Source organism: Neobacillus niacini (assembly GCF_048572935.1).
GTDB lineage: Bacteria > Bacillota > Bacilli > Bacillales > Cytobacillaceae > Neobacillus > Neobacillus niacini.
Genome location: NZ_CP183883.1, coordinates 5,140,503 through 5,160,752, shown reverse-complemented (window position 1 = coordinate 5,160,752; position 20,250 = coordinate 5,140,503). Strand labels below are relative to the sequence as shown.

16 protein-coding genes are annotated in these 20,250 nt (G+C 39.7%); 15 read left to right on the top strand and 1 reads right to left on the bottom strand.

The features are described from left to right. Positions 1-112: 112 nt before the first annotated feature. The 8 genes from ACN6MT_RS25195 to pyrE are packed head-to-tail and all read left to right on the top strand — an operon-like array spanning position 113 to position 9,616. Positions 113-1,054: an aspartate carbamoyltransferase catalytic subunit gene (locus ACN6MT_RS25195; RefSeq protein ID WP_419956530.1), complete on the top strand. Its 942-nt coding sequence runs from the start codon at positions 113-115 to the stop codon at positions 1,052-1,054. Next, positions 1,014-2,303, top strand: coding sequence for a dihydroorotase (locus tag ACN6MT_RS25190; RefSeq protein ID WP_419888549.1), 1,290 nt, complete (start codon positions 1,014-1,016; stop codon positions 2,301-2,303). The genes ACN6MT_RS25195 and ACN6MT_RS25190 overlap by 41 nt, the downstream gene beginning before the upstream one ends. Beyond that, the gene (locus ACN6MT_RS25185) at positions 2,300-3,406 is read left to right on the top strand and encodes a carbamoyl phosphate synthase small subunit (protein WP_063251615.1); all 1,107 of its coding nucleotides are present in this window, start codon (positions 2,300-2,302) and stop codon (positions 3,404-3,406) included. Before ACN6MT_RS25190 ends, ACN6MT_RS25185 begins: the two co-directional genes overlap by 4 nt. Continuing rightward, the gene (gene carB, locus ACN6MT_RS25180; protein WP_419888548.1) at positions 3,385-6,591 is read left to right on the top strand and encodes a carbamoyl-phosphate synthase large subunit; all 3,207 of its coding nucleotides are present in this window, start codon (positions 3,385-3,387) and stop codon (positions 6,589-6,591) included. The genes ACN6MT_RS25185 and carB overlap by 22 nt, the downstream gene beginning before the upstream one ends. Beyond that, positions 6,588-7,361 (top strand): dihydroorotate dehydrogenase electron transfer subunit, encoded by a 774-nt coding sequence (locus ACN6MT_RS25175; RefSeq protein ID WP_419888547.1) that lies wholly within the window; start codon positions 6,588-6,590, stop codon positions 7,359-7,361. Before carB ends, ACN6MT_RS25175 begins: the two co-directional genes overlap by 4 nt. After that, entirely contained in the window at positions 7,358-8,299 is a 942-nt protein-coding gene (locus tag ACN6MT_RS25170; RefSeq protein WP_419888546.1) for a dihydroorotate dehydrogenase, read from the top strand. Before ACN6MT_RS25175 ends, ACN6MT_RS25170 begins: the two co-directional genes overlap by 4 nt. Beyond that, positions 8,271-8,987: an orotidine-5'-phosphate decarboxylase gene (gene pyrF, locus ACN6MT_RS25165; RefSeq protein WP_419888545.1), complete on the top strand. Its 717-nt coding sequence runs from the start codon at positions 8,271-8,273 to the stop codon at positions 8,985-8,987. The genes ACN6MT_RS25170 and pyrF overlap by 29 nt, the downstream gene beginning before the upstream one ends. Next, on the top strand, positions 8,984-9,616 hold the full coding sequence (pyrE, locus tag ACN6MT_RS25160; protein ID WP_419888544.1) for an orotate phosphoribosyltransferase: 633 nt from the start codon (positions 8,984-8,986) through the stop codon (positions 9,614-9,616). Before pyrF ends, pyrE begins: the two co-directional genes overlap by 4 nt. Positions 9,617-9,648: 32 nt before the next feature. Here pyrE and ACN6MT_RS25155 read toward each other — a convergent pair whose 3' ends face one another. After that, positions 9,649-11,358: an Rqc2 family fibronectin-binding protein gene (locus tag ACN6MT_RS25155; protein WP_419888543.1), complete on the bottom strand. Its 1,710-nt coding sequence runs from the start codon at positions 11,356-11,358 to the stop codon at positions 9,649-9,651. A gap of 192 nt (positions 11,359-11,550) precedes the next feature. On the opposite strand from ACN6MT_RS25155, the gene ACN6MT_RS25150 reads away from it, so the two are divergent. From ACN6MT_RS25150 to priA, 7 genes are all read left to right on the top strand, one after another. Further along, positions 11,551-14,229, top strand: coding sequence for a calcium-translocating P-type ATPase, SERCA-type (locus ACN6MT_RS25150; protein ID WP_419888542.1), 2,679 nt, complete (start codon positions 11,551-11,553; stop codon positions 14,227-14,229). 122 nt (positions 14,230-14,351) lie between these two features. Then, positions 14,352-15,227, top strand: a complete 876-nt coding sequence (locus ACN6MT_RS25145) for a YicC/YloC family endoribonuclease (RefSeq protein ID WP_419888541.1) — start codon at positions 14,352-14,354, stop codon at positions 15,225-15,227. A gap of 59 nt (positions 15,228-15,286) precedes the next feature. Further along, a complete protein-coding gene (gene remA, locus ACN6MT_RS25140; protein WP_063251624.1) occupies positions 15,287-15,550 on the top strand; it encodes an extracellular matrix/biofilm regulator RemA in 264 nt (87 codons plus the stop codon). Between the two features lie 10 nt (positions 15,551-15,560). Continuing rightward, the gene (gmk, locus tag ACN6MT_RS25135) at positions 15,561-16,175 is read left to right on the top strand and encodes a guanylate kinase (RefSeq protein WP_063251625.1); all 615 of its coding nucleotides are present in this window, start codon (positions 15,561-15,563) and stop codon (positions 16,173-16,175) included. Further along, complete coding sequence (gene rpoZ, locus ACN6MT_RS25130) at positions 16,176-16,421, top strand: DNA-directed RNA polymerase subunit omega (RefSeq protein ID WP_063251626.1); 246 nt, start codon at positions 16,176-16,178, stop codon at positions 16,419-16,421. 139 nt (positions 16,422-16,560) lie between these two features. After that, positions 16,561-17,781 (top strand): bifunctional phosphopantothenoylcysteine decarboxylase/phosphopantothenate--cysteine ligase CoaBC, encoded by a 1,221-nt coding sequence (coaBC, locus tag ACN6MT_RS25125; protein ID WP_419888540.1) that lies wholly within the window; start codon positions 16,561-16,563, stop codon positions 17,779-17,781. Then, complete coding sequence (gene priA, locus ACN6MT_RS25120) at positions 17,768-20,179, top strand: primosomal protein N' (RefSeq protein WP_419888539.1); 2,412 nt, start codon at positions 17,768-17,770, stop codon at positions 20,177-20,179. The genes coaBC and priA overlap by 14 nt, the downstream gene beginning before the upstream one ends. The last annotated feature ends 71 nt before the right edge of the window (positions 20,180-20,250 follow it).

Genomic DNA, 20,250 nt, shown 5'->3' with positions numbered 1-20,250 from the left:
AATACTAAGTGTTAATGTTCAGTACATTAATGAACTTGGTTAGATTTTATTGCACCCTGATCGTTTACGGTCAGGGTTTTTTTACCAAAAAAAGAGATGGGGGAATAGCATGTTGAAGCACTTGCTAACCACAAATGAGCTTAAAGTTGATGAGATATATCATATTTTAAAAGAGGCACAAGCATTTTCTGATGGAATGAAGTGGAATCCAGAAGGGCAAATGTTTTCTGCTAACTTATTTTTTGAGGCAAGTACTAGGACTAAATCGAGTTTTGAAGTGGCTGAGAGAAGGTTAGGGCTAAAGGTCATTCCGTTTGAAGTCCAAACTTCAAGTGTTCAAAAGGGTGAAACACTATATGATACCGTAAAAACACTTGAATCAATTGGCGTTAATACAATCGTTATTCGTCATGGGCAAGATCGTTACTTTGATGAACTCGTTGAGAAAGTAAATATTCCAATCATTAATGGAGGAGATGGCTGTGGTCATCATCCCACACAATCTCTTTTAGACCTCTTAACCATCTATCAGGAGTTTGGCACTTTTACTGGCCTGAAAATAGCCATCATTGGTGATATCCGGCACAGCCGTGTCGCACGTTCAAATGCTGATACTCTTACAAGATTAGGAGCTGAAGTTATTTTCTCAGGACCAAATGAATGGTTTGACCATCATAGCATAAGTGCTTCGAGATTTAGACCTATTGATGAGGCTGTGGAGGAGGCTGATGTGGTGATGCTCCTGCGCGTGCAGCATGAACGCCACCAAAAAAAGGGAAGCTACACAGCGGCAGATTACCATAGACAGTTTGGGCTTACATTAGAAAGAGAAAAAAGAATGAAGCCTCACAGTATTATTATGCACCCTGCACCAGTAAATCGAAATGTTGAGATATCAGATAGCTTAGTAGAATGCAAACGTTCAAGAATCTTTAAGCAAATGGAAAATGGTGTATTTGTAAGGATGGCTGTTTTAAAGAGATCAATAGAAAGTTTAAAAGGAGTGTATGGAAATGAAACTACTTATTCAGAACGCCAGTTACATAGCATTTAACGGTAAGAAGGAACTAGCAGATATTTTAATAGAAGATGGAAAAATCGTAAAGATTGATAAAAAGATAGAAACAACTGCCGATCGAAAAATTAATGCGGACGGAAGACTGGTTTCTCCAGGATTTATCGATTTACACGTCCATCTTCGAGAGCCAGGAGGCGAGAAGAAAGAAACCATTGCTACTGGAACTCTTGCAGCAGCGAGAGGCGGTTATACAACACTGGCAGCAATGCCAAATACAAGACCTGTTCCGGATTCAGTGGAACAAATGGAATGGGTGCAAAACAGAATACAAGAAACTGCAAGTGTTCGTGTACTACCTTATGCTTCCATTACGGTCAGACAACTTGGCAGGGATTTAACAGATTTTGAAGGGCTGAAAAATGCTGGAGCATTCGCATTTACAGATGATGGTGTCGGCGTACAATCAGCTGACATGATGTTAAAGGCAATGCAAAAAGCTGCAGAAGTTAACATGGCTATTGTTGCCCATTGTGAAGAAGACACATTAATTAATAAAGGGTGTGTCCATGAGGGTTCTTTTTCTAAAAGGAATGGATTAAACGGGATTCCATCCGTTTGTGAGTCTGTCCAGATTGCAAGGGATGTATTGCTTGCAGAGGCGGCAGGATGTCATTATCACGTTTGCCATGTCAGTACAAAAGAATCGGTTCGTGTGATTAGGGATGCAAAAAGAGCAGGGATTAAAGTCACTGCTGAAGTTACCCCACACCATTTATTGTTAACTCAAGATGATATCCCAGATAATCTTGATCCTAATTTTAAAATGAATCCGCCGCTTCGTGATAAGGCTGACAGAGAAGCGTTAATTGAGGGACTATTGGACGGAACGATTGATTTTATTGCAACTGACCATGCACCACATACTAGCGAAGAAAAAAATGAGGGAATAAAGCTTGCTCCTTTTGGGATTGTCGGGTTAGAAACAGCGTTTCCTCTTCTTTATACACATTTTGTCTTAAAGAACATTATGAGTCTTGAACAGTTAATTGGTTTTATGACCAAAAAACCTGCAGAAACATTTTCTCTTCCTACTGGAACGATTAAAGTAGGAGCGCCAGCAGACATCGTATTAGTAAATCTTGAAGAAGAAAAGGTAATTGATCCACAAGAATTCCTATCTAAAGGGAAAAACACACCATTTACTGGCTGGAATTGTAAGGGTTGGCCAGAAATGACCATTTGTAACGGGCAAGTAGTTTGGGAAAAAGGACGTGTAACAGTATGAAAGCACAACTAATTTTAGAAGATGGAACGATTTTTATCGGCGATGGTTTTGGAAGTCATATGGATACAATCGGAGAAGTCGTCTTTAATACAGGAATGACAGGCTATCAAGAAATTCTTTCAGACCCATCTTATTGCGGGCAAATTGTTATGCTCACTTACCCACTGATTGGAAATTATGGTATCAACCGAGACGATTTTGAAACCATTAACCCTGCTGTGAAAGGCTTTATCGTCAAGGAAGCTGCAGAATTCCCATCCAATTGGAGAAGCGAATTTACGATGGATGAGTATTTTAAAATGAAAAATATCCCTGGAATTGCAGGGATTGATACACGTAAATTAACAAGAATTATTCGTCAATACGGAACATTAAAAGGAGCTATCTGCTCGATTGAAAGTGATCCAAATGAAGTAATTAGTAAACTTAGACAGACGAAGCTGCCGATCGACCAAGTGAGAAGAGTCTCCACAAAAAATTCTTATCCAAGTCCAGGCAGAGGAAAAAGAATTGTGCTCGTTGATTTCGGGATGAAGCATGGTATTTTACGAGAATTAAATAAACGCAATTGTGATGTTGTTGTGGTTCCATACCATACAACGGCGGATGAAATCTTGCAATTACGACCAGACGGAATTATGCTTTCCAACGGACCTGGGGATCCAAAGGATGTTCCAGAAGCGATTCATATGATTAAACAGCTATTAGGCTTAGTTCCGATATTTGGTATCTGCCTTGGCCACCAATTATTTGCGTTAGCATGTGGTGCCAATACAGACAAAATGAAATTCGGACATCGAGGTTCTAACCATCCTGTTAAAGATTTAACAACAGGGAAAATCGCGATTACAGCACAAAATCATGGTTTTACGGTTGAAGAAAAGTCATTACAGAACACTAGACTGGCAGTTACCCATATTGCCTTAAATGATGGAACAGTCGAAGGTTTAAAGCATTTAGATTATCCTGCCTTTACTGTTCAATACCATCCAGAAGCGTCACCAGGACCTGAAGACGCCAACCATTTATTCGATCAGTTTCTTGCGATGATTGAAGATCAAAAACAGGAGGTTTCCACAACATGCCAAAACGTACTGATATAAACTCCATTTTAGTGATTGGTTCAGGACCAATTGTCATTGGCCAGGCAGCAGAATTTGACTATGCAGGCACCCAGGCTTGTATTGCCCTTAAAGAAGAAGGTTATCGTGTTATTCTTGTAAACTCCAATCCGGCCACAATTATGACAGATACAGAAATTGCGGATGCCGTTTATATTGAACCATTAACGGAGGAATTTGTTAGCAGAATCATTCGCAAAGAACGACCAGACGCCCTGCTCGCTACTCTTGGCGGTCAAACAGGTCTAAACTTAGCTGTTGAGTTATCAAAATCAGGAGTTTTAGAAGAGTGTGAAGTTGAGATCTTAGGAACAAAGTTATCCGCGATTGAACAAGCAGAAGATCGTGATTTATTCCGCAGTCTAATGAATGAGCTTAGTGAACCTGTTCCAGATAGTGAGATCATCCATGAATTAGCAGAAGCACATGCATTTGTTGAAAAAATTGGATTTCCTGTCATTGTTCGCCCTGCTTATACACTTGGCGGAACAGGCGGCGGAATCTGTCATAATGCAGAAGAGTTGGATGAAATCGTTGCGAGCGGTTTAAAGCACAGTCCCGTAACCCAATGTTTACTCGAGAAAAGCATTGCAGGTTATAAAGAAATCGAATATGAAGTAATGCGCGATGGAAATGATAATGCCATTGTTGTATGTAATATGGAAAACATCGATCCTGTGGGTGTTCATACAGGCGACTCGATTGTCGTTGCGCCAAGCCAAACGTTGAGTGACAGAGAATATCAGCTATTAAGAAACGTTTCATTAAAAATAATTCGTGCACTGGGAATAGAAGGCGGTTGTAATGTTCAGCTTGCCCTAGACCCTTATAGTTTTAACTACTATATCATTGAGGTAAACCCAAGGGTAAGCCGTTCGTCCGCTTTAGCGTCAAAAGCAACAGGTTATCCGATTGCTAAACTTGCAGCTAAAATTGCAGTAGGTTTAACGCTGGATGAAATGCTTAATCCTGTAACTGGAAAAACCTATGCAAGCTTTGAACCGGCTCTAGACTACATTGTTACTAAAATTCCGAGATGGCCATTTGATAAATTTGAATCAGGCAACCGTTCACTTGGAACGCAAATGAAAGCTACCGGTGAAGTAATGGCAATTGGAAGAACCTTTGAGGAATCTTTATTAAAAGCAATCCGCTCGTTAGAAGCTGGTGTATACCATTTTGAATTAAATGGAGCAGAAGAAATCAGTGATGAATTATTAGAAAAACGAATTTGTAAAGCCGGAGATGAGAGGCTCTTTTATATCGCGGAAGCACTTAAGCGGGGGATTACGGTAGAAACCATTCATCAATGGAGCCAGATAGACTTATTTTTCTTAAACAAGTTCCAAGGAATAATTGAATTAGAAACAAAGATTGCTTCTAATCCAATGGATATGGATATACTTAAGGAAGTTAAACAAAAAGGCTTTTCTGATAATGCGATTGCCAAACTTTGGAATCGTAAGGAACAGGATATTTACAATCTACGCAAAGATTTGGGTATAATCCCAGTTTATAAAATGGTAGATACATGTGCGGCTGAATTTGAATCAGAAACACCTTACTACTATGGAACATACGAAGAAGAAAATGAATCGATGGTAACAGACAGACAAAGTGTTATTGTTCTTGGTTCTGGTCCAATTCGTATCGGCCAAGGTATAGAGTTTGATTACGCAACAGTTCATTCTGTTAAAGCAATAAAAGAAGCTGGTTATGAAGCAATTATTATTAATAATAATCCTGAAACGGTTTCAACTGATTTCAGTATCTCGGATAAGCTTTATTTTGAACCACTAACGATTGAAGATGTAATGAGTATTATTGATTTAGAAAATCCACTAGGTGTAGTTGTACAATTTGGCGGACAAACCGCGATTAATCTAGCTGCTAAATTAGAGGAAAATGGAGTGAAAATTCTTGGAACAAGCCTGGAGGATTTGGATCGTGCAGAGAACAGGGATAAATTTGAACAAGCCCTTGTACAGCTCGACATCCCAATGCCGCTTGGGAAAACTGCATTATCAGTTTCTGAGGCCGTTGAAATTGCAAATGAAATTGGCTACCCAGTTCTTGTGCGTCCTTCTTATGTACTAGGAGGCAGAGCAATGGAGATTGTCTATCGCCAAGAAGAACTGCTTCATTATATGGAAAATGCAGTAAAAATTAATCCTGAACATCCTGTTTTGATTGACCGCTACTTAACAGGAAAAGAAATTGAAGTGGATGCCATTTGTGACGGCGAAAATGTGTTGATACCTGGCATTATGGAGCATATTGAACGTGCAGGGGTCCATTCTGGGGATTCGATTGCAGTATACCCGCCACAGACACTTTCAGCTAGTATCAAACAAACTCTCGTTGAATACACCGAAAAAATGGCGAAGGGTTTAAACATTGTTGGACTGTTGAATATTCAGTATGTCATTGCGAAAGATCAGGTATATGTCCTTGAAGTCAATCCACGTTCAAGTCGTACTGTTCCATTCTTAAGCAAGATTACTAATGTTCCAATGGCTAAAATTGCCACAAAAGCAATCTTAGGTGTTTCAATCGTGGATCAAGGCTACACACCAGGAATCGTTCCTGAAAAGAAAGGTGTGTATGTAAAAGTACCAGTATTTTCCTTTGCGAAACTCCGAAGCGTAGATATCACGCTTGGTCCTGAAATGAAATCAACTGGTGAAGTAATGGGTAAAGATATTACCCTTGAAAAAGCACTCTATAAAGGGTTAATTGCCTCAGGTATGAATATTCAAAAGTTTGGTACTGTATTGTTTACCGTCGCAGATAAAGATAAACAAGAATCATTAAAGCTTGCTAAACGTTTTGCTGCCAACGGTTATCGAATTATGGCAACAGGTGGTACAGCTGCTGTTCTCGAGGCTGCTGGTCTTCCTGTAAAGGTCATTGGGAAAATTGGCTCAGAAGGCAAAACACTTCTAGACGTTATTCATAATGGGGAGGCCCAGTTCATTGTTAACACACTGACAAAAGGAAAACAGCCTGAACGTGACGGCTTTAGAATTCGTCGTGAAGCAGTTGAAAATGGAGTTCCATGCTTAACCTCATTAGATACAGCTGACGCCATTCTTAAAGTAATCGAATCAATGAATTTTTCAGCAGAAGCTATGGCAGTAGAGGAAAAGGAGGTTGTGTTTGCTTGATAAAAAAGGAACTATGCAAAATCATCTCCCAAGAAGAAGTTGCTAAAGATATCTTTGAACTAACGGTCGAAGCAGATTTTGTAAATGAAATAAACGCACCAGGACAGTTTGTGCATATCCGGGTTGCTAAGGGGTTAGATCCTCTACTGCGGCGACCAATTAGTATTTCTTCATTTGATAAAAAGAATTCACAATTTACGATGATTTATCGTAAGGAAGGAAAAGGGACTACGTTGCTTGCTGATAATGGTCCGGGAATGCTGATAGACATTCTCGGCCCTTTAGGCAATGGATTTCCAGTCAATGAAGTCAATGCGGGTGAAACGGCACTGCTAGTGGGCGGCGGAATCGGTGTCCCGCCGTTATATGAACTTTCTAAGCAACTGACCGCAAAAGGAGTAAAGGTGGTTCATGTCCTTGGTTTCCAGACAGAATCCGCTGTATTCTATGAAAAAGAGTTTTTAGAATATGGGGATACTTATATTACAACAGTGGATGGTTCTTACGGGAAAAAAGGTTTTGTTACCGATGTTATTAAAGAGTTAGATTTTGATTGTTTATATACTTGCGGTCCAACACCTATGCTGAAAGCAATTGAAAAACAGTATTCTCATAAGAAAGTGTTTCTATCGTTAGAAGAAAGAATGGGCTGTGGGGTAGGAGCATGCTTTGCGTGTGTATGTAAAACAAGCAATGAGCTAGAAGACGTATCCTATAAAAAAGTTTGCAGTGATGGCCCAGTTTTCCGTGCCGGGGAGGTATTAATATGAGCAGACTAAACATACAGTTACCTGGTTTAAACTTAAAGAACCCAATTATGCCTGCTTCAGGCTGCTTTGGATTTGGCAGAGAATATAGCCAATTCTATGACTTAAGTAAACTCGGTGCGATTATGATTAAAGCCACGACGGTGGAACCTCGGTTCGGCAATCCAACACCGAGAGTTGCAGAAACATCATCTGGAATGCTGAACGCAATCGGACTGCAAAATCCGGGTTTGGAAAAAGTATTAAGCAATGAACTTCCTTGGTTATCACAGTATGATGTCCCGATTATTGCCAATGTTGCAGGTTCATTGGAAGAAGACTACATTGAGGTGGCAGAACATATCTCGAAAGCTGCTAATGTTCATGCATTAGAATTGAACATTTCTTGCCCAAATGTAAAAACGGGAGGAATTGCTTTTGGTACGATTCCGGAGGTAGCAAAGCAGTTAACTCGGAAAGTAAAAGAAGTCTCCGAAGTTCCGGTTTACGTCAAGCTTTCACCGAATGTAACCAATATTGTAGAGATGGCCAAAGCAGTAGAAGATGGTGGTGCGGATGGCTTAACGATGATTAACACGCTTGTTGGAATGAGATTGGATTTAAAGACAGGTAAGCCAATCTTGGCTAATCGTACTGGCGGTCTATCAGGACCTGCGATTAAACCGGTCGCACTACGGATGATTTATGAAGTGAGTCAGGCAGTAAATATCCCTATCATTGGAATGGGCGGTATTGAGTCTGCCGAAGATGTGATTGAATTCTTTTATGCCGGGGCAAGTGCCGTTGCCGTTGGTACAGCAAATTTTGTGGACCCATTTGTATGCCCAACCATTATTGATGAATTACCAATGCTATTGGATCAATTGGGCTATGAACACATCAGTGAATGCAGGGGAAGGAGCTGGCAGGAGCATGGACAACTCACTTATCATCGCGCTTGATTTTGCGAATCGTAAAGAGGTAGAGCAATTTTTACAGCCATTTAATGGTAAGCAGCTGTTTGTAAAGGTTGGAATGGAGCTGTTTTATCAGGAAGGTCCTGAAATTGTTCATTATTTAAAAGGAATTGGTCATCGTATTTTTCTAGATTTAAAGCTTCATGACATTCCGAATACCGTAAAAAGTGCCATGAAGGGTCTAGCAAGGTTAGAATGTGACCTTGTCAACGTCCATGCTGCAGGCGGTAAAGAGATGATGAATGCGGCATTAGAAGGTTTAGAAGCAGGGACTGCAGCTGGTAGAAAGCGTCCAGCGTGTATAGCAGTTACCCAGCTGACAAGTACATCGGAAGAGCAAATGAATAAAGAACAGTTGATTTCAGTTCCACTTGAAACTTCGGTTCTCCATTATGCCTCACTCGCAAAAGAAGCTGGTTTAGATGGAGTCGTTTGCTCAGCATGGGAGGCAAAAACAATTCGTGAAAAATTGGGTGACAGTTTTTATACAGTTACTCCAGGTATACGAATGGAAGAAGATAATACGGGTGATCAAAAACGAATTGCAACTCCAGAGTTTGCAAGGGACGCTGGTGTATCGTCAATAGTTGTAGGTCGTTCCATCACAAGATCAACGGATCCAGTAAACAGCTACGAAAAATGGTTAGATGCATGGAGGAGAATTCAACAATGAAAAAAGTAATAGCAGAAAAATTATTAACGATCAATGCGGTAGCTTTGAAACCTAACGATCCATTTACATGGACTTCAGGATTACGCTCGCCAATCTATTGTGACAACCGCCTAACTCTTTCTTATCCAGAAGTAAGAAAAGCAATCGCACAAGGTCTGCAAGCTTTAATTCTTGAGAAATATCCGGCTGCAGAAGTAATTGCCGGGACAGCAACAGCAGGGATTCCACACGCTGCTTGGGTTAGCGATTTATTAAACTTACCGATGTGTTACGTTCGTTCGAAAGCAAAAGGTCATGGAAAAGGGAACCAAATAGAAGGAAAAGTAGAAAAAGGTCAAAAGGTTGTGGTGGTGGAGGATCTAATTTCTACTGGCGGCAGTGTCATTACAGCTGTTCAAGCACTAAGAGAAGCTGGCTGTGAAGTCCTTGGTGTAGTTTCCATTTTTACATATGGGCTGGAAAAGGGGAAGGAGGCATTCCAACAAGAAGAGATTCGAAGTGAATCGCTAACAGATTTTGCAAATCTAGTCGAGGTGGCAATTGAAATGGGCTACATCAGCAAAAACGATCAAGAAAGTTTACTATCTTGGAGCACGGCCCCATCAGAATGGAGTAAGAGATTCGAATAAAACAATAGCCCCGGAAATCCGGGGCATATTTATTATTTCTTAAGTTTAAGAACCAATTCTTCTTCAGGGGTAACATATACTGTCTGTTGATTATCATAAATAACAAAGCCCGGCTTTGCACCGCTAGGTTTTTTTACATACCGCACCTTTGTATAATCTACCGGTACGGAACCGGAATTTCGAGCTTTGCTAAAATAGGCAGCCAAGTTCGCTGCTTCATGAATGGTCTCTTCGGATGGTTCTTTGCTGCGAATGACTACATGGGAGCCAGGAATGTCTTTAGTATGAAGCCAAATCTCATCTCTTGCGGCTAGTTTATTGGTCAAATAATCATTTTGCTTATTATTTTTTCCAACGATTATTTCAGTGCCATCAGAAGAAAGGTAATGGTCCAATATCGGTTTCGCGTTGGATATCTTTTTAGCATTTCGTTTTTGACGGTCGCGGATATATCCCCCTTCCACTAGTTCCTCGCGAATTTCCTGGATGTCCTTAGGGGACGCTGACTGTACCTGCTGCAGTAAATTCTCAAAATAAAGAACTTCCTCACGTGCTTTTTCAATTTGTTCAATAACAATGGAAACAGAGTTTTTCGCTTTCTGGTATTTAGAAAAATACTTTTGAGCATTTTCTGATGGCGTCTTCCGCGGATCTAATGATATTACAACTTTTCCGCCCATTTCATCGTAATAATCCATTACCTCGATTTCTTTCATCCCTTTTTTTGCAGCATAGAGATTTGCAGTTAATAATTCCCCAAAACGTTGGAGCTGGTCTGATTTCTCAGCCTCTCTTAATGTGCTCTCTAACTTTTCAATTTTTTTCTCATTTTTTTCTTTCTCATTAATGATTAACCGCTCAATATCATTTCCTTGCTGCTTAACCCTGTCCCTTTCAGCCTTTCCGAAGTAAAAGCGGTCAAGCATTTCACTTAAGGTGGAGAAGTTTTTCACTTCCCCTTTAATATGTTCAAGCGGAAAGAGGTAGAACACTTCCTTATTACCTGTTGACATAATAGAAGGTAAAAGCTCTCCATTCTTAATTCTCTGTATCAATTGAAGAAACGAAGCCGGCACGGTTGCTCGGTTAGCAATACCGCTTTGGAAAATCACTTCTTTCGCAAAAAGCGGTGAGGTTCCAGCAAAATGCTCAACAATTTGCTTATCAAGCTTACCGCTATTAAAATCAATCTTTCTCAAGATATCATCAGTACCAACCATAAATGGGTTTTGTTTGTTTTGTTCTGGCGGGTAAATATATGGCTGCCCTGGCAAGATCGCTCTGTGGCTATTTATCGCAAATGACACGTGCTTAACACTGTCGAGAATGATATTCCTAGTTTTATCAACCAGTACAATATTACTGTGTCTTCCCATAATTTCGATGACTAGCTGTTTGTAGCTGACATCACCGATTTCATTTCTACCTTTGATTTCAAAAATAATCATCCGATCATTTTCTACTTGATACACATCCTCTAATATATAGCCCTCAATATGCTTTCTAAGCAGCATACAGAACATTGGCGGTTCGCTAGGGTTTTCGTATGCTTCATTTGTAAGCTGGACTCGTGCATAGCTTGGGTGAGCTGAAAATAATAGCTTTTGGTTCACTCCATTCGCACGGATTGTAAGAATTACTTCATTTTTATAAGGCTGGTGCACCTTGTTAATTCTACCGCCCTTTAACGTGCGCGAAAGTTCATCAACCATTGCTTTTGTAAATAAACCATCAAATGACATGAAAAACATCCTTTACTTCAAACATATTTACTTCTTTAAGTATAGCTTACAAAGTATGAGTATGTCTTATTTTATCTAGTTCATGCAGTTCTCATAACTCGTCTAAATTATCATAGCATTTTTTTGGACGAGGCTGAATAAGCTGTCTTTAGAGTAATGTCTAAGAAAACTAGGGGGAAGTGAGATGGTCGGATGAAATTCCATGAGATGGAGATAAATCAAGTAGAAAAGGTCTTAGATACCGACTTTTCGTCTGGGTTATCACCAGAAGCAGTAAAGAAACGAATAGCTCAGCATGGGCATAATGAATTGCAAGAAGGGGAAAAGCAATCTGCTTTGCTCTTGTTTTTTAGTCAGTTTAAAGATTTTATGGTGCTGGTACTTCTTGCAGCTACGCTTTTATCGGGTTTGCTTGGTGAATATATTGATGCCGTTGCGATTATTGCTATTGTCATTATTAACGGTATCCTTGGATTCTATCAGGAAAGAAGAGCTGAGAAATCCTTGCAGGCACTAAAGGAATTATCCGCTCCACAGGTTTCTGTTTTACGGGAAGGACAATGGGTGAAAATTCCTTCTAAAGAGATTGTACCCGGAGATATTATTAAGTTTTCAAGTGGAGATAGAATAGGTGCCGATGTACGGATTATTGAATCTAGAAGTTTAGAAATTGAAGAGTCCGCACTTACTGGAGAGTCCGTGCCGGTATCTAAGCATATAGATCCTTTAAAGACAATTAACCCAGGGATTGGTGACATGGAGAACATAGCCTTCATGGGCACGATGATTACTAGGGGTAGTGGTGTAGGAGTAGTTATTGGTACAGGAATGAAAACAGCGATGGGGCAAATTGCCGACTTACTCCAAAATGCAGAAACGCAGGAAACTCCGCTGCAGCGCCGTTTAGAGCAGTTGGGAAAAATTTTGATTACAGTCGCTTTAGTTTTAACTGTGCTTGTGGTTGCGGTTGGAGTCTTACAGGGACACGAACTATATGAAATGTTCTTAGCCGGTGTATCTCTTGCAGTTGCAGCTATTCCTGAGGGATTACCGGCCATTGTTACGGTTGCATTGTCTCTTGGAGTTCAAAAAATGATTAAGAAAAATGCGATAGTCAGAAAGCTGCCGGCAGTAGAAACACTCGGCTGTGCGTCGGTTATTTGTTCTGATAAAACAGGTACAATGACACAAAACAAAATGACTGTTACCCATTTATGGAGCGGAGGTAACACTTGGACAGTCGATGGTGTCGGCTATCAGCCGCGTGGTGATTTTTACCGTGATAATACGGTTGTACATCCAAAAGATGAAAAAGCTTTGCAGCAAATGCTCATCTTCGGGATGATCTGTAACCATTCAGAACTAGTAATCAAAGATGAAGATTACATTCTTGACGGAGATCCTACAGAAGGTGCGTTGCTTGTTAGTGCGATGAAAGCGGGATTAGACCGTACAAATTTATTAGATGAATTTACCATCGTAAAGGAATTCCCGTTTGATTCTGCGAGAAAAATGATGAGTATGCATGTTAAAGACAAGCAGGGCAGGAATTTTATAGTAACAAAAGGGGCTCCGGATGTAATTATAGGTAAGAGTGAATCCATCCTATGGGATGGTAAGACACAATATCTCGGACAGAGTGTCCAAAACCAAGTACAAGAAGCTATCAATAACCTTGCTTCAAAAGCCCTAAGAACGATCGCCATTGCCTTTAAACCTATTCCTGCCAATACCATGATCCTTAGCGAACAGGAAGCGGAAAATAAATTAACCTTTATTGGTGTCCAGGGAATGATTGACCCTCCAAGACCTGAGGTTAAAGACGCAGTCAAAGAATGTAAAGAAGCAGGAATAAAAACGGTAATGATCACCGGCGATCATGTAATAACGGCTAAAGCGATCGCTGCTCAACTGGGAATTTTAACGAAAAAGAGTATGGTTCTAGATGGAAATGCTCTATCAAACATGTCAGTTGAGGAACTTGAGGAAGTAGTTGACGATGTTTCAGTATTTGCTCGTGTTTCACCAGAGCATAAATTGAAAATTGTTAAGGCTTTACAAAATAGAGGTCATATTGTTGCCATGACAGGTGATGGTGTAAATGATGCACCGGCTATTAAAGCCGCGGATATCGGTGTCGCCATGGGGATTACTGGCACAGACGTGGCAAAAGAAGCATCTTCACTTGTACTATTGGATGATAATTTTGCAACAATCAAGTCTGCAATTGAAGAAGGCAGAAATATATATGAAAATATAAGGAAATTTGTGCGATACTTACTGGCTTCGAATGTAGGTGAAATTTTGGTCATGTTGTTTGCTATGATCTTAGCACTGCCACTGCCGTTAGTTCCGATTCAAATCCTTTGGGTTAATTTAGTGACGGATGGACTGCCAGCGATGGCATTAGGATTGGACCGCCCTGAAGAAGATGTAATGAAACGTAAACCGCGCAGCCCTAATGAAGGTGTATTTTCTCGAGGATTAGGCTGGAAAGTGATCTCAAGGGGTTTTCTCATTGGAATCGTCACCTTATTAGCATTTATGATTGTCTATAAACAGAACCCTGAAAATCTACCATATGCACAAACAATTGCATTCGCAACATTAGTGTTAGCGCAGCTCATTCATGTGTTTGATTGTAGAAGTGAAAAGTCTGTTTTATCTAGAAATCCATTTGGGAACCAATATCTGGTTTGGGCGGTTGTGTCATCCCTTGCATTGATGATTGCAGTCATTTACTACCCGCCATTCCAGCCAATATTTCACACCTTACCAATCTTAGCAAAAGACTGGCTTTTGATTATCGGACTATCTTCAATCCCAACTTTTTTACTAGCAGGATCATTTTTGTTAAGAAAAACAAAATAAAGTGTGTTATAATCCAAAAGGTAGTAGAGATGACTCTATTACCTTTTGTTAGTTTTCAAAAAAAAAACAATACTTTACATAGTAGGTTAACCGCTCATCTTCAGAAGATTGGAGTGTCCTTAATGGTTTCAAGTATGACGGGCTTTGGGAGGAGCAGCATTTCCTCTGCCTCTTTTTCTGTAAATGTGGAAGTAAAAACAGTCAACCATCGTTTTTGTGAAATAAATGTTCGGATGCCGAGGCAGTTATTAAAGGTAGAAGATAAGATTAAGAAAAAGTTGAATCAGCACCTCAGGCGCGGCAGGGCTGAAGTATATATAATGATAGAAGGGGAAGGTGCGGTTACTCGGAAAATTAAGGTTGATTGGAAACTCCTCGAAGAATACTACCTGTTTATTAAAGAAGCACGTAATAAATTTAATATTGAAGGAAAAGTGTTTCTTCAGGATTTATTGACACGAAACGAATTTTTACATATCGAAGAAAATGATACTGGCAACGAAGAATTGGAAAATTTAGTACTAAGAGCAACAGAAGAAGCAGTTTTACTATGTAAGCAAATGCGAGTTACCGAAGGAGAAGAGCTAAAAAAGGATTTGCTCACTTCTTTATTACAGCTAGATACAAATATAGATGAATTAAAAGATTACGCTCCTCAAGTTGTCTCCGCCTATCAAGAACGTTTAATGAAAAGAATTGAGGAATTAGTACAAGGACAAATGGATGAAAGTCGTGTATTAACCGAAGTGGCAATCTTTTCTGATAAAATTGATATTAACGAGGAATTGACAAGGTTAAATAGTCACGTCCAGCAATTTAAGCAAACATTAAACGAGACTGAGCCGATTGGAAGAAAACTTGATTTTCTTGTGCAGGAGATGAATAGGGAAGCGAATACAATTGGGTCAAAAGCAAATGATTCAACTATTACTAAAAAAGTAGTTGAAATAAAAAGTTTGCTTGAGAAACTGAAGGAACAAGTTCAAAATATTGAATAATAGTGTTTAGAAACTGGTTGACTCGACCAAAATATATTATTGATGATTGGATGATAATCATGTCGATTAAATTAATTAATATTGGCTTTGGAAATATCGTATCTGCCAATCGGATAATTTCAATTGTAAGCCCTGAATCAGCTCCGATAAAAAGGATAATCCAAGATGCCCGTGATCGGGGTTCTTTGATTGATGCTACATATGGAAGACGTACACGTGCGGTAATAGTCATGGATAGTGACCATGTTATTTTATCAGCTGTACAACCTGAAACGGTTGCCCATCGTTTGGGCGACCGTGATGAAATTATAGACGAAGGGTAGGATATAGAAAATGCAGGAAAAAGGATTACTTATCGTATTTTCTGGTCCATCTGGTGTCGGAAAAGGAACGGTTAGAAAAGAAATATTTTCCCATCCGGACACGGCTTTTGAATACTCAATATCTGCAACAACGCGCGCGCCTCGCCCTGGGGAAGTAAATGGAGTAGATTATTTTTTTAAGTCACGTCAAGAATTCGAAGAATTAATTCAGCAAGGTAAACTTTTAGAGTATGCAGAATTTGTTGGCAACTACTATGGCACTCCTGTAGATTATGTACGAGAGACCTTAGACGCCGGGAAAGATGTTTTCTTAGAAATTGAAGTAAAGGGTGCCCGACAGGTTAGAGAAAAATTTCCAGAAGGTTTATTTATTTTCTTAATGCCACCTAGTCTTTCCGAGTTAAAGAATCGAATTGTTACAAGAGGTACCGAAACAGAAGAGTTAATCAACAATCGGATGTTATCTGCTCGTGAAGAAATTGAAATGATGGAATTATACGATTATGTTGTGGAAAATGACCAGGTAGAATTGGCATGTGAACGTGTAAAAGCAATCGTTGTTGCGGAACATTGCCGCCGAGAACGTGTAGAACACCGATATAAAAAATTACTGGAGGTTGAATAAATGTTATATCCTTCGATTGATTCATTACTTAATAAAATTGACTCAAAATACTCACTAGTTTCTGTTGCGGCAAAACGTGCTCGTTCCATGCAGCAAACACATGATGAAAGATTACCTAAATATGTTTCCTATAAACATGTAGGAAAAGCCTTAGAGGAAATCTACAGCGGTGAGCTAACATACCGAATTCCCAAAAAATCAGAAACAGGTGCTGTCTACGGTAAAGATAGTAATATAGGCAAGTAGTAAACGAGAAGGTCTGACGGCAGGATGTCAGACTTTTTTGTTTTTTGTCGAAAAGCGGTTGAAAAAGATGAAAAAACAAAGTGTTTCTAGCATAATAAAAGAATAGATATTTGTGGAATAGAGAAGTGGGGGATACGAGATGTTAGATAAAAAGGTTTTATTATGTGTGTCAGGTGGAATTGCGGTATATAAAGCAGCAGCTCTTACAAGCAAACTTGTCCAAGCTGGCGCTAAGGTAAAAGTAATCCTTAGTGACTCTGCAGTAAAATTTGTTTCCCCGTTAACTTTTCAGGCGTTATCCCGAAATGATGTGTATACCGATACATTTGAAGAGAAAAATCCCGGTGTGATTGCACATATTGATTTAGCTGATTGGGCGGATTTAATACTTGTGGCCCCTGCGACAGCCAATACGATAGGTAAGCTGGCAAATGGCATTGCTGATAACATGATTACCACCACCTTACTCGCTGCAACTGTTCCAGTATGGATTGCTCCGGCGATGAATGTACATATGTATGACCATCCGGCAGTAAAAAAGAACATAGAGATATTGGCAGCTTATGGTTATCGATTTATCGAACCAAGTGAGGGCTATTTAGCTTGTGGCTATGTAGGCAAGGGACGTTTAGAGGAACCTGAAAAAATTGTTGAATTAATCCACCAGCATTTTTTAAATAAAAGCTCGTTGAAGTTAAAAGGGAAAACCGTTTTAATTACTGCAGGCCCAACGAGAGAGAGGATTGACCCCGTCCGCTTTATTACCAACCATTCTACAGGAAAAATGGGATACGCTCTTGCGGAAGCAGCGAAGAAAGAGGGCGCAAAGGTAATCTTGGTTTCTGGACCGGTTCATTTATCTCCTCCCGTGGATGTGGATATAGTGAACGTTGAGAGTGCAGATGAAATGTATCATGCAGTCATGAACAACTTTGATCATGCTGATATTATTATAAAGACAGCTGCGGTTGCTGATTACACTCCGAAAGTTTCTTATGAACATAAAATGAAAAAGCAGCCAGGAGACAAAGTGATTGAACTCGAAAGAACGAAAGATATTTTATTTGAGCTTGGAGCCAAGAAAAGAAACCACATTCTAATTGGATTCGCAGCGGAAACGGAAAATGTCGAAGAGTACGCAGTAAAAAAATTAAAGGCCAAAAATGCAGATATGATTGTAGCCAATAATGTAAAGTCAGAAGGTGCAGGATTTGGCAGGGATACAAACATAGTGACACTTTTTAAGCGTGACGGAAGTAAAATCGAGTTACCTCTGATGTCAAAGCTTGAGGTTGCACATAAAATTATTGAAGAAATCGTTGTATTACCAAAGGATTTGGAACCAAATGAAAGTCGCTAGTGTTATTGTAGATGTGCCTGCAAAACAAACTGATAGAGCGTTTGATTATTTAATACCAGCACATTGGCATGAGACTATTCAGCTCGGTATGAGGGTAATCGTCCCCTTCGGTCCAAGGAAAATTCAAGGTTTTGTTACTGAGATAAAAGCAGATTCAGAATTTAAGAAACTCCGTGAAATTATTGAACCAATGGATTTAGAACCTGTTTTAAATCAGGAATTACTAGATTTAGGTAATTGGCTGACTGAAAATACGTTGTGCTTTAAGATATATGCCTTCCAGGCTATGCTCCCAGCTGCTTTAAAAGCGAAATATGAAAAGAAAGTAAAGCTTTCTGCAGGAGTAAAACCAAATCAATTACCTGACAAACTTCAAGAAGCATTTAAAAATGAAGAAACGATTAATTGGGATGACGCCTTAAAGAATGGTCTTGTTCCAATCCTTCAAAGAGAAGCTGCTAAAGGTCTGTTAGAAGTTATATATGTTGTGAAAGAAAGACTTAAGAAAAAGAAGTTAAAGTATGTAATCCCGCTGATTTCCTCTGCAGATCTGGAAACAGCGCATAAGAGCCTGCCTCAAAAAGCAGACAAACAAAAAGAAGTACTAAAATACTTTGTTGAACACAGTGATCCGGTGGAATTACGGCAATTATTATCACTATTAAATATATCTGGGTCAACCGTAAAAGCACTCGTTGAAAAGGGATTTCTTGCTGAACAAGACATGGAAGTTTATCGTGATCCCTATGAAAATCGGACTTTCTCACGTACCGAGCCGCTGCTCTTGACGGAGGACCAGCAGCGGGCAATCGTTCCAATTCTAGATAGTATTGAAAATAAACTTCATGAGGTTTTTTTACTTTATGGAGTAACTGGAAGCGGGAAAACTGAAATTTACTTACAAACCATTCAGAATGTCATTGAAAAAGGCAGAGAAGCGATTGTGCTTGTACCAGAAATTGCTTTAACTCCTCAGATGGTAAATCGCTTTAAGGGACGTTTTGGAAATTTAGTAGCGGTTTTGCACAGCGGACTGTCTGCTGGTGAAAAGTATGATGAATGGCGGAAGATCCAACGTAAAGAGGTTAAAGTAGTTGTTGGTGCAAGATCAGCTATCTTTGCTCCTTTTGAGAATTTGGGAATCATCATTATTGATGAGGAACATGAAACAAGCTATAAGCAGGAAGAAATGCCACGCTATCATGCTCGAGATGTGGCAATTGAACGAGCCCAAAAAAATAATTGCCCAGTTGTTTTAGGAAGTGCAACTCCAGCACTAGAGTCATTTGCGAGAGCACAAAAAGGAGTATACACATTATTATCTCTGCCAAACAGAATGAATAAAAGAGCACTCCCAGCTGTAGAAATTATTGATATGCGTGAAGAGCTTAGAGAAGGCAATCGATCCATGTTCTCAAGAAAGTTGTTTGACTTACTGAAGGATAGAATTGAAAGAAAAGAGCAGTCTGTACTATTTCTAAATAAACGCGGTCACTCATCATTCATTATGTGCAGGGATTGTGGGTATGTGATGAATTGTCCTAATTGTGATATCTCCTTGACTTATCATAAGGTTAAGGAACAAATGAAATGTCATTATTGTGGATTTGAGAGTTATGTACCGAACCAGTGCCCTGAGTGCTCAAGTGATTACATTCGCTATTTTGGGACGGGAACACAAAAGGTTGAAGATGAACTTGGTAAAATTCTTCCTGAAGCAAAAGTGATTCGTATGGATGTTGATACAACGGGACAAAAGGGCGCCCATGAAAGACTGTTAAAGGAATTTCATGAAGGAAAAGCAGATATTCTCTTAGGAACACAAATGATTGCAAAAGGACTCGATTTTCCCAATATTACACTTGTTGGCGTACTTTCAGCGGATACGATGCTCCATTTACCGGATTTCCGCTCCTCTGAAAAGACCTTTCAGCTATTAACACAAGTCAGCGGCAGGGCGGGACGTCATGAATTACCCGGGGAAGTGGTAATCCAAACTTATACTCCGGAGCACTATAGTGTAGAACTGGCCGGAACACAGGATTATAATCGCTTCTATCACAGGGAAATGATGATACGAAAAGCGCATCATTACCCGCCATTTTACTATTTGGCCTTAATTACCATAAGTCATGAAGAGTTAATGACTGTCGTCTCAGCAACGGAAAAAATTGCTGCATTTGTCCGAGCACGTATTTCCAACCAGGCAGTTGTTTTAGGACCAGCGGCGTCGCCAATCCCGCGAATTAATAATCGATATCGCTATCATTGCTTAATAAAATATAAGCGTGAACCGGAGCTTACTAAAACGTTAAAAGCAATACTCGACCAGTATCAAAGCGACCCAAAGAGCGGGTTACTCGTTTCTATCGATGTAAACCCATTTATTTTAATGTAAGAAACACAAATATCCTTGATATCCAAGGTTATGATATAGTGATTTGGGTGAAAATGTTTAGTAATTACGTA